This window comes from Bifidobacterium sp. B4142, assembly GCF_026537325.1.
Lineage (GTDB): Bacteria > Actinomycetota > Actinomycetes > Actinomycetales > Bifidobacteriaceae > Bombiscardovia.
Map to the genome: position 1 here is coordinate 183,044 of NZ_JAFNMJ010000001.1, position 10,562 is coordinate 193,605.

11 protein-coding genes are annotated in these 10,562 nt (G+C 61.1%); 1 reads left to right on the plus strand and 10 read right to left on the minus strand.

Features of this window, described 5'->3' with window-relative positions:
* Positions 1-405: 405 nt before the first annotated feature.
* The 4 genes from valS to J3U06_RS00760 all read right to left on the minus strand — a co-directional run bounded on the left by valS (position 406) and on the right by J3U06_RS00760 (position 6,274).
* The gene (gene valS / locus J3U06_RS00745; protein WP_267444030.1) at positions 406-3,147 is read right to left on the minus strand and encodes a valine--tRNA ligase; all 2,742 of its coding nucleotides are present in this window, start codon (positions 3,145-3,147) and stop codon (positions 406-408) included.
* A 44-nt stretch (positions 3,148-3,191) separates the two neighbouring features.
* Positions 3,192-4,724: an ABC transporter substrate-binding protein gene (locus J3U06_RS00750; protein ID WP_267444031.1), complete on the minus strand. Its 1,533-nt coding sequence runs from the start codon at positions 4,722-4,724 to the stop codon at positions 3,192-3,194.
* A 10-nt stretch (positions 4,725-4,734) separates the two neighbouring features.
* Entirely contained in the window at positions 4,735-5,382 is a 648-nt protein-coding gene (nth, locus tag J3U06_RS00755; RefSeq protein ID WP_267400209.1) for an endonuclease III, read from the minus strand.
* 61 nt (positions 5,383-5,443) lie between these two features.
* Positions 5,444-6,274 (minus strand): winged helix-turn-helix transcriptional regulator, encoded by an 831-nt coding sequence (locus J3U06_RS00760; RefSeq protein WP_267399295.1) that lies wholly within the window; start codon positions 6,272-6,274, stop codon positions 5,444-5,446.
* A gap of 159 nt (positions 6,275-6,433) precedes the next feature.
* Between J3U06_RS00760 and J3U06_RS00765 the strand changes: the two genes are divergently transcribed.
* Positions 6,434-7,096 carry a hypothetical protein gene (locus J3U06_RS00765; protein ID WP_267444032.1) on the plus strand — a complete coding sequence of 221 codons (663 nt, stop codon included), beginning with the start codon at positions 6,434-6,436 and terminating at the stop codon, positions 7,094-7,096.
* A gap of 1 nt (position 7,097) precedes the next feature.
* On the opposite strand, the gene J3U06_RS00770 is transcribed toward J3U06_RS00765, so the two are convergent.
* From J3U06_RS00770 to J3U06_RS00795, 6 genes are all read right to left on the minus strand, one after another.
* Entirely contained in the window at positions 7,098-7,661 is a 564-nt protein-coding gene (locus tag J3U06_RS00770; RefSeq protein WP_267399297.1) for a manganese efflux pump MntP family protein, read from the minus strand.
* Positions 7,662-7,878: 217 nt separating this feature from the next.
* Positions 7,879-8,193 carry an addiction module antidote protein gene (locus J3U06_RS00775; protein ID WP_024626894.1) on the minus strand — a complete coding sequence of 105 codons (315 nt, stop codon included), beginning with the start codon at positions 8,191-8,193 and terminating at the stop codon, positions 7,879-7,881.
* A gap of 48 nt (positions 8,194-8,241) precedes the next feature.
* Complete coding sequence (locus J3U06_RS00780) at positions 8,242-8,559, minus strand: type II toxin-antitoxin system RelE/ParE family toxin (RefSeq protein WP_267431078.1); 318 nt, start codon at positions 8,557-8,559, stop codon at positions 8,242-8,244.
* 140 nt (positions 8,560-8,699) lie between these two features.
* The gene (locus tag J3U06_RS00785) at positions 8,700-9,344 is read right to left on the minus strand and encodes a DUF421 domain-containing protein (RefSeq protein WP_024626892.1); all 645 of its coding nucleotides are present in this window, start codon (positions 9,342-9,344) and stop codon (positions 8,700-8,702) included.
* Positions 9,345-9,347: 3 nt separating this feature from the next.
* Positions 9,348-9,794: a DUF3290 family protein gene (locus J3U06_RS00790; protein ID WP_121915011.1), complete on the minus strand. Its 447-nt coding sequence runs from the start codon at positions 9,792-9,794 to the stop codon at positions 9,348-9,350.
* A gap of 148 nt (positions 9,795-9,942) precedes the next feature.
* Positions 9,943-10,434 (minus strand): inorganic diphosphatase, encoded by a 492-nt coding sequence (locus J3U06_RS00795; RefSeq protein ID WP_101432914.1) that lies wholly within the window; start codon positions 10,432-10,434, stop codon positions 9,943-9,945.
* Positions 10,435-10,562: the final 128 nt, after the last annotated feature.

Sequence of the window (10,562 nt, forward strand, 5' to 3'; positions counted from 1 at the left end):
TCCTTCTCCCAGTGTGCCGACTCCCCAGGCCAAGGCCCAAAACTGCGTCGATGCACACCGATTAAAGCCCCTATACACGTTCAACCTTAGCATTGCAATCAATGGCAGGATCGGGGTGTCGTATTCAGGCTCTTGCACCGCTGCAGGGCAGCCTGCAGCTGACCCGACCCTTGACCATGGAACAGGGATGAACGCTGATCAATCCTGTTGTTCCTGTATGCTGCAAGTCGCGGTTTAAGGAAGGGCCGAGGATGTAAGGATTGTGTTCCGTCTCTTGTGCGAGCGGCAATCATACGCTCGACATCGCGGATTGTTATGATTGTCGCCCTGGAGACGACGATGTCTTCAGGGCGGCGGTGGGTGGCCAGGGCCGAATCGCTTCGGTTGCCTTGCGAATCCTGGAGCCTACTTGCGAGGCTTCTTGGCCGTAGGCTCGCCCAGCTGGCTGGCAGTCACACGAATGCCGGTCTCGTCATCGGCGGATCCCATCGCTTCGGGCCGGTCGGCTTCCTCAGTCAGTTTCAGGTTTCCAGTGACCCTGCCTGCTTCGGCTATATCTTCCAAAGCGTTCTTCACAGCTTCCAGGCCCTCCGGTGCCACGCTGAGAGATGCGGAGAGGATAGGGGTCCTCATGGAGACCTTGGCCTCTGACTTGATTCGCCGCAGGGATGCCAGGGCGTTTCCTGCCCAGGCCAGAAGGGCTGGGTCCTGGCCCTGGGCGGCAGCCAGGTATGTTTCCGGGTGAGGCCAGGAGGCCCGGTGAACTGAACCGTCCCCCTGGTGCATCCACTGCCATGCCTCCTCGGTGGCGAAGGGCAGGAAGGGGGCCAGAAGACGGTCAAGCGCATCCAGGACCAGCCCCAGGGTCGTGCGGGCGCTCAGCACCTGGGCATCATCGGGGATCCTGCCTGTGGCGTCAGCGGTTCCGTAGGCCCGGTTCTTGGCCAGCTCGATGTAGTTGTCGCAGAAGTCCCAGAAGAAAGATTCGGTCACCTCCAGGGCCTTGGAGTGCTCGTAGGATTCCAGGGCCTTGGTGGCCTGGTCGATCACCCTTGCAAGGCCGGCCAGGACCGCGCGATCCAGCGGGACCGTGACGTCGGCAGGATTCCAGGTGGTCTCCGCTGCCCGGGTGACCTTATGGTTCTCGTCCTCGCGGCCGATGGCCAGGGCGAACTTGACGGCGTTGAGAAGTTTGACGGCCAGACGGCGGCCTATCTTCATCTGCCCCTCATCATAGGTGGCGTCCAGACCCAGCCGGGCGCAGGATGCCCAGTAGCGCACGGCATCGGCGCCATACTTTTTGATGGGTTCATCCGGCACTACCACATTGCCCTTGGACTTGCTCATCTTCTTATGGTCCGGGTCCAGGATCCACCCCGACAGGGTGGTGTCGCTCCAGGGCAGGCAGCCGTTCTCCAAGTGCGCCCGGTCTATGGAGCTGAAGAGCCAGGTGCGGATGATGTCCTGGCCCTGGGGTCGCAGGTCCATGGGGAAGGTAGCCTTGAAGAGGGCCTGGTCTTTCTCGCTCGGTTCGGCCCAGTGGGTCACGATTTGAGGGGTCAGGGAACTGGTGGCCCAGGTGTCCATGATGTCCTTCTCGGCCGTGAATCCGCTGGGCTGGTCGCGCTGAGACTCTTTGAAGCCTTCGGGCACATCAGTGCTGGGATCAATGGGGAGCCTGTCCTCGGCCGGGGTGATGGGATGGGCGTAGTCAGTCTCGCCGTTCTCCTTTACCGGGTACCAGAGGGGGAAAGGAACTCCGAAGAAGCGCTGGCGGGAAATCAGCCAATCGCCGTTCAGGCCCTCGACCCAGTTGTTGTAACGCACCCGCATGAAGTCCGGATGGAAGTTGAGCTCTCTGCCGCGCTCCAGCAGCTTCTGGTTCAGTTTCTGGTCAGTGCCGCCGTTGCGCAGATACCATTGACGGGAGGTGACGATCTCCAGGGGCTTGTCGCCCTTCTCATAGAAGTTGGTCATACGCTTGGTGGGCTTGGGCTCGCCGTCCAGGTCGCCGGACTCGCGCAGGGCGTCCACGATGATCTTGCGGGCTGAGAAGGTGGTCTTGCCTTCGGTCTGCTTGAAGATTCGCCGTCCGCCTTCATCGGTGATCCAGTCAGGCACGTCCATGACGATTCGACCGTTGCGCTGGATGATGGACCTGGTGGGCAGGTTCAGATCCCGCCACCACTGCACGTCGGTCACGTCGCCGAAGGTGCAGCACATGGCGATGCCGGCGCCCTTGTCCATCTCGGCGGCGGGATGGGCCAGGATGGGCACCTCCACCTTGAACAGGGGAGAGTAGACCTTCTGCCCGAAGTACTTCTGGTAGCGTTTGTCGTCCGGGTGGGCGATCAGGGCGCCGCAGGCCGCCAGCAGCTCAGGCCTGGTGGTCTCGATGTATATTGGCGTGCCGTCCGCGAACCGGAAGGCCACGCGGTGATAGAAGCCGTCATACTCGCGCGACTCCAGCTCGGCCTGGGCCACGGCGGTCTGGAAGGTCACGTCCCAGAGTCCGGGGGCCTCCTTCTGGTAGGCCTCGCCCCGGGCCAGGTTCCGCAGGAAAGCCTTCTGTGCCACCCGGCGGGGATGCTCGCCGATGGTGTGGTAGGTCTGCGACCAATCCACTGACAGTCCCAGCGACCGCCAGAGCTGCTCGAAGAGCTTCTCGTCCTCGGCGGTCAGTTCCTCGCACAGTTCGATGAAGTTCTGACGGGAGACGGGCACCTGATCCTTGGCGCTGATTTTCTTGCCCTTGGTCCCGTGGAAGGGAGGCTTGAAGTTCGGATCGTACTTGAGCGAGGTGTCCACGCGAACCCCGTAGTAGTTCTGAACCCGCCGCTCAGTGGGCAGGCCGTTGTCGTCCCAGCCCATGGGGTAGAAGACGTCGTATCCCTGCATCCGCTTGAACCGGGCGATTACGTCGGTATGGGTGTATGAGAAGACGTGCCCCACATGCAAATGCCCCGAAACCGTGGGCGGCGGGGTGTCGATGGAGTAGACGCCGGAGCGCTCGCGGGTGTTGCGGAAGCGGTAGACGCCGGACTCATCCCAGTCGCGGCACCACTTTTCCTCCAGGCCATCCACGCCCACCCTGTCAGGCAGGGGGGTCAGATGGGCATTGACGATTCCTTGGTGTTCAGCAGACATACCAGCATTTTATGGACGAATGGTGACAAGGAGTCCCGGTTTCCTCAACCCTTGATATGCAGGTTCCACAGGGGCAGGTAGCGGTCCAACAGCGAGCTGGGCATACCCTGGAGTCGGGGAGCGCTCAGGACCAAGGGTGTGCGCTCATAAAGCCAGTCGCTGGGGGAGAGGTCGCTGACCTGTCGGGCGAAAGCCCGTAGCCGTTCGGCATAGGTATTCTGGTCGGTGCTGGCCTTGACCTGCTTCCAGGATTCCTGGACCTCGGTGTTGTCGAAGAGCATGGTGGCGTTGGGGTCGGCGAAGCGGCCGATGTCGTCATTGTTCATGATCAGCAGGGCCATGTCGTAGTCGTGACGGGTGAGCACCTGGTCGCGGAATGCAGCCTGATCCACCATGGAGACCTGGATGGGGATGCCCACCGCCTTCAGCTGCGTGCTGATCAGATCGCCAACTTGGCTGCCGAATTCCTGGGGATAGACCAGGCGCAGGCCGCCGTGATAGTAGGACTGGGCATAGTAGGAGGCTCGACGAGCCGCTTGGACACGATCGAATGGGAAGGCCTGCAGACTGGGATCGTAGCCTGGGCTGAGCGGGTTGAGTGGTCCACCTAGCGCCTTGGCTGCGCCGCCTTCCAGATCGGCCAGCGCCTGGCGGTCCAGGGCGTAGCGAACGGCCTCGCGCACATGTTGGTCGGACAACAGACTGGATGCCTCGTTGTTGAAGGCCAGGACCACATTGTTTGAGCTGGGTGTTGCTGTCGGAGCCTTACCAGCCTGCTTGGCGGTAGCCGGATCCATGTCCACTACAGCGTCCAGACGTCCCTGGTTCAGATCTTTGACGGTCTGCTCGGGGCTGCCGGCATAGCTGAAGATGACCTTGTGGATGGCGGCCTTGTCCGGGCCCCGGTAGGACTTGTTGGTGGTGAGGGTCAGGCTGGCTCCCGGCTGCCAGTCATCCACTTGATATGGGCCTGATCCGGCCGATTGGGTGGAGTAGTTGACGTGGGCCTGGCGATCGTAGACAATGCCGGCCCGACCGCTCAGAGCGGTCAGCAGATGGGCATCCGGGCTCTTCAGTCTGATCACCAGGGTGGCATCATCCGGGTTGGTGACCCTGGCCAGGCCATCCAGGTCCTGGTGGCCCTGATACTGGTGGTCGAGGATCTGCCGCAGGGACCAGAGGGCATCCTCTGAGGTCAGCTGGCGTCCGTCGGCGAAGCGGGCATCATTGCGCAGATGAAAGGTGTAGAGCAGCCCATCGGCGGAGATCTCCCAGTTCTGGGCCAGTCCAGGAGTCGGCCGACCTTGGGCGTCGGGCCTGGTCAGGGTCTGGTAGACGTTGCCCATCAGGGCCTGGTCAGTGGCCTGACCGGGCTCGGTGCGGATGTCCAAGGAGACCGGAGCCTGCCGGGCCTTGATGCGCACTACCTGGCCCGAGCCTCCAAGGTTCCAGGGCAGCCGCCAGCCTCCCTGGCCAGTCAACAACGGCCAGGCCATGTAGGTGCCCGCGGTCAGGACCGCCAGTACCAGGATGAAGATGATTCCGGAGCTGATTCGTCTGTGTCTGCCGCTTGCCATGGTTTTGATTCTATCGAGAGGCCGGTCCGGCCAGGAGCTCGGCGCTGGGACATGTCTCGGCCAGTGGGCAGTGCAGGCAGTCAGGTTTGCGGGCGTGGCAGGTAGCCCGGCCGTGGAGGATCAGTCTGTGCGATAGATTGGTCCAGTCCTCGGGCGGGAAGCAGTCGCAGATCTCATGCTCGATCTTCACCGGATCGGGATGGGTGCTGCGCCAGTCGGTCCGCCAGCGCAGGCGGCCGGTGACCCGGGTGACGTGGGTGTCCACAGGGAATCCAGGAATGTTGAAGGCGTTGCCCAGGACCACGTTGGCGGTCTTGCGCCCCACACCAGGTAGGCTGGTCAGCTCCCCCATGGTCTCAGGGACCTTTCCGCCGTAATCCTCGGTCAGCATCAGGGAGAGCCCCAGCAGGTGGCGGGCCTTGGCGTGGTAGAAGCCTACCGGATGGATGATGGCCTCCAGCTCGGTCGGCTGGGCCTGGGCCATGGTTGCAGGGTCGGGGTAGCGCTCGAAGAGTTCGGGGGTCACCGAGTTGACCCGCTTGTCGGTGGTCTGGGCGCTCAGGACCGTGGCCACCAGCAGTTCGAAGGGGTTGCGGAAGTGCAGGGCGCAGACCGCCTCGGGAAAGACTTGGCAAAGGATGCGGTATTCCGCGTGCATGCGGGTCAGGCGCTGGGCTTTGCTCTCCCTGCCTTGGGGGTGCTTTCGATTGGATGATGCATCAGTCACTATGATCGGTTTTCTTCTTCTTGGCATCTTTGGATTGTTCGGACTGGCTGTCATTTTGCTCGGCGGTATCCGGTTCGCTTCCTGCATCTGTCGTGGCCTTGGGAGCCTGGGCCGTTCTGGCCGATGAGGGCGGGTCGAACCGGTATCCCACATTGCGGACCGTGCCGATCAGGTGCTCGTACTCGCTGCCCAGCTTGGCCCTGAGCCGCCGCACGTGTACATCCACCGTTCTGGTGCCGCCGTAGTAGTCATAGCCCCAGACCTCCTGGAGGAGCTGTGCCCTGGTGAAGACCCTGCCGGGATGCTGGACCAGGTATTTGAGCAGCTCAAATTCCTTGTAGGCCAGGTTGATGGGACGGCCGTGTATCCGGGCCGTGTAGCTTTCGGTGTCCACAACCAGGTCACCCGAGCGAACCTGGCCAGTGGGCACCTGATCCTCCGCCTCTTCCGGCTGGGCATCCGGCTTGCGCGTCGGTGTCACGCGCTGACAGACCAAGCGCAACCGGGCCTCGACCTCGGCGGGTGATGCGGACTGAATGATCACATCAGCTACACCCCAGCTGGCATTGACCACGGTGAAGCCACCCTCGCTCAGAATCAGGATGATGGGCGTGGACAGGCCCGAGGCTCGGGTCAGGTTGCAGAGGGTCTTGGCCTCGGCCAGGTCGTCGCTGGCATCGATCAGCAGAACGGTATCCTCGGGCATTCTTACCAGGGATGCGGCGTCCAAGGGCAGGACGCGCACTCGATGGGAGAGCAGGGCCAAGGCGGGCAGAACCGATGCCGGGTCATCGGCGCAGGTCATCAGGGTCAGATCCGTCACGGGGTACCTTCTTCCCTGTCCGTTCGTCCATAGCGGTGGATTCGTTGAACAGTCGTCATCATTGTACAATCGGCCCGTCACAGGGGCTCCGAGTTCTCAGGATGGCCTTGCCCTAGGATGTGACGTATGGCTCCCCGACGGGGACAGGCAGGAGGACCCATGGCGCAGACCGTAAAAGAAACCCGGGATGGGCGCGCGCCCGCTCTGACGCAGTTGGTGGCCCTGGCGGCCCTGATCCTGCCGGGCGTGGCGACGGGCTTGCTGGCCGTTCCTCGGGTCGCTCGATGGGTGCAGGCCGTTCTGGTTTTGGTGCTGGCATTGGCCCTGTTGGCCTCTTGGCCCCTGGTGGGCAAAGGCATCCGACCCGGTCCTGACCGAGCCATGTTCGGCCTGCTGACCTTGGTCGCTCTGGTGCCGGCCCTGGTCGTACAGGGGCCTGGTGCCCTCTGGGCCTGGCTGACGACTGCGGCATTCCTGCTGGCCCTCCTGGCCGTGTTCATGTTTGTTCGGCAGATGCTGCGTCGGGACAGGCGGATGGTCATTCGGGGCATTTCTGCAACCGCCATGGGCGGGGTGACCGCCGTCGCTGCCTCGGGGTGGGTCTTCCTGCCAGAGCTGATCAGAGGCCTGCGACCTGACCTGATGCTGATCTTGGTGGTGCTTGTGGCCTTGCTGCTGCTGGTCGGGTTGATGACTTCGGGCTATCACTGGGCCCAGGAGGCAGCTGATCGGCGTGGGGCCGTTGGCCTGGCGCTGATGTCGGTTCTTTTGGCCGGATCCATCGTGGCCCTGTCCGTCATGGTCTTGCAGACGACGTTCTGAGTCAGGCATTCATCAGGTGATCCAGAAGGATCTGGATGCCCATGACAATCAGAATGATGCCGCCTGCGATTCTGGCAGGCTTGCGCCAGCGGGACCCGACCGCGTATCCGATGCGCAGCCCCAGAATGGAGGCCGCCGCCGTCACCAGCCCGATGACCAGTGCGGACAGCCAGATGTTGATGCCCAGCAGGGCCAGACCCGCGCCCACTCCGAATGAGTCGATGCTGGTGGCGATGGCCGCAGGAAGCATCTTCCGCCAGGAGAAGTTCTCCTCGCCGTCCGCTCCCTCCTCCTTGCCGTAGACACCCTCTCGGATCATGTTGACCCCGATGGCTGAAAGGATGCCGAAGACAATCCAGTGATCCACAGCGGCCAGGGAATCCTGCAGCATGGAAGCGGCGAAGTAACCTAGCAGGGGCAGCAGAGTCTGGAATCCGCCGAACCACAGCCCGACCAGCCAATGGTGGCGCGCCCGCAGTCGGTCCACGGACAGTCCCTTGCTGATGGAGACGGCGAAGGCATCAGAAGATACACCTAAAGCGATAAACAACAATCTCAAGAACACGGCATTCCTTGAAAGGGTTCATCCCTGGTGGGATGGGCCTCGACCAGGTCTCCTCAAACCCGCCTACGCCTCGGGAGCGTCGAGCGCGGAACTGCCGATTGGAATCGGCTTTGAATTCGTTGAACGCCGTTCACATGCTACGCCATAACAATATGGACACAGATTTTACTTGTCAGCGCTGTGATAATCAAGCATGACAGGCTATCCGATCGGCCCCTTAGTGAGCCATGGTCACAGTCAGACTGCCCCCTGCCGCATGGACGGCGCTGATGACCGTGCTCAGTGCCGGATCTCCTTGATTGCTCAGGGCCTTGTAGATGCCCGACCGGGATCGGTCGGCATCAGAGGCGATGGCGCTCATATGCCTCTGTGCTCGTGCCACCTCACCGAGTGCATCTGCGATGATGGCAGCCCCCTGCCGAGAGGTTTCGGCCTTGTCGGCCTCCTCCATGGCAACCTGCAGGTAGCGGACGGCTGTTTGCTCGGTATGTATATGGTCGCCTGCATGAAATTCCCTGATCTTCAACGTCATCACGACTCTGTCCTTAATGTGGTCCGTTTGTTCCCCATCTGGATGCCGTCAGCTCTCCAGATATGACTTCCACAGATGTTTTGCCCGGTCTATGTCCCTCTTCTGGTGAGTCTTGCTGCCGCCGCAAAGCAGCAACACGACCTGTTTGTTCTTCAGCCCGAAGTCGGTGCGGTAACCCGGACCATTGTGAAAACGCATTTCAAATACGCCTTCTCCCACAGTCTTCCAGTCGCCTAAAAGGTGTCCGGATCGTTTTACTTGTTCCCATCGGTGTAGGATGCGGGCTGCCGACTGAGTGTCTTTCAACTCATCAATCCACCGGCTGAATTCCTCAGTCTCCAGTACCTCAATGATGGATAAGGGCATGGTGTCGCTTTCCCCTCTTATTTCGAGAAGATGCGTCCCATTCCCCACAAGAAAGTGTACACTACAGTGTACATTGCAACAATTGTTTATGACACCTGAATGTCGAGTGATTCGCGAATGCTGTAGTCAGTTTTCGAGTACTACTGATCCTGGTAGGTGACGGCGTAAAACTCGCCGTTCTGGAAGCGGGCCATGTACACGTCGCTGACCTTGTCTATGCCCTGTTTGGCCAGTTGCTCATTGAGCCAGTCCTCGTCCCGTCCCATGGTATCCAGCACGTCGGGATTGACCCGTCCGTCCATGACCACCGGATAGCGCACGTCCTTGTCACCCTCGGAGATGATGGTCAGGCTGCCGTTCTGTTCGACGATGCCCCGCTTGACGTCGCGGATGTCGTTGATGCCCTTGGTGCGCAGCTTGAAGTCCACCTCCTTGGCTGTCAGGTTGACCTTGAGACAATTTTGTACCAGCAGTTTGCCGTTTTTGATGATGGTGACCGGTTCGCCGTCGATGTACTTGCCCACTGCATGGATGTGGGTCTTGGCGTATCGGGTGATGAGGATCAGCGCCGCCCATATCAGCAAGATGACGATGTACTGGGCCATGGAGATGCTGTCGCTGTAGATGACCCCGCCGATGATGCCGCCCAGGACGTAGTTCTGCAGCTGGTCCATGGGCGAGGTGGGCGCCAGATTCCCCTTGCCGGTCACGTTGATGAGCAGGGTGATGAAGAGCAGCCCGACGATCAGCTTCAGGGCCACGTTGACGTAGAAATTGATATCCATGGGTCACTCTCCGATCACGGTGATGTCTGGGTGGTACAGGTCGGCGCGCTGCAGCAGGAACTCGGAGCCGGAGCTGTTGAATACCAGGGTGTAGTAGCCCTTGGGGGTCTTGATGATCATGTCGTTGTTGCGCGAGGTGTCGTTGATACTGATTTGCTCAGGCTTGACCTTGAGTTTGGCAGCGGATTTGTCGATGACGGTGGTCAGCTGACCGCTCTGCAGGCTGGCTGTGCGCAGATTGGTGTAGTCGCTGTACTGGATGGCCGCCGCCAGCAGAAGCAGGGTGGCCAGGATGATAGACAGATCCTTGTACTTATGGTTCCAACGGTGGCGGGAGTACATGAACAGGAAGAAGAGAAAGGCCAGGGCCAGAACGACGACCACGATGATCCTGATCATGGTCCAGTTGGTCTGCCCGCCCTTGAGGTATTGGTATGTATAGAAAGTCATAGCCGCTCCTGCCCTTGCGCGCACCCGCAATTGGCAATCGTAGACGGCCAGACGTGTTTTGGGAGGATTTGGGCATGCAAAACCCCGGTTCAGGCGCTCGATTGGGCCCTTGCCGGGGTGGTTGTGACCGCTAGTCGGCCCTGAGAGGTCAGTGCTGTTCGGCCAGGCGCTGGCGTGCAGCCTTGATCTGGGTCTCGGCGGCCTCCGCGTTGGTCCAGTAATCGCCGGGCATGACCTCCTTGCCCGGCTCCAGGGCCTTGTACTGCTCGAAGAAGTGCTTGATCTCCTGCTTGTGGAAGTCGGAGACGTCATCGATGTCCTTGATGGCATCGAAGCGCACATCGGCGGGCACGCAAAGGACCTTGTCGTCCCCGCCAGCCTCGTCGACCATGTGGTAGAGACCCACGGCGCGGCATTCGACGATGCAGCCCGGGAAGACCGAATCGGGAATCATGACCAGGGCATCCAGGGGATCGCCGTCCTCGCCCAGGGTGCCGTCGATGTAGCCGTAGTCGTCGGGGTAGCCCATGGAGGTGAAGAGGGTGCGGTCCAGCCTGATGTGGCCGCTGTCGTGGTCCATCTCATACTTGTTGCGGGAGCCCCGAGGAATCTCGACCAACACGTCGAATGTCTCTGCCATTGTCCTGTCTCCTTTTCGGTCTGGACGGCATAGGAATGTCTCATACACAGCATAACCGTCCCGGGGCACATTCGACCACAGTGCTTCGCTGACGCTCACGCCTGCTCGGCGGCCGTTCATACTCGATT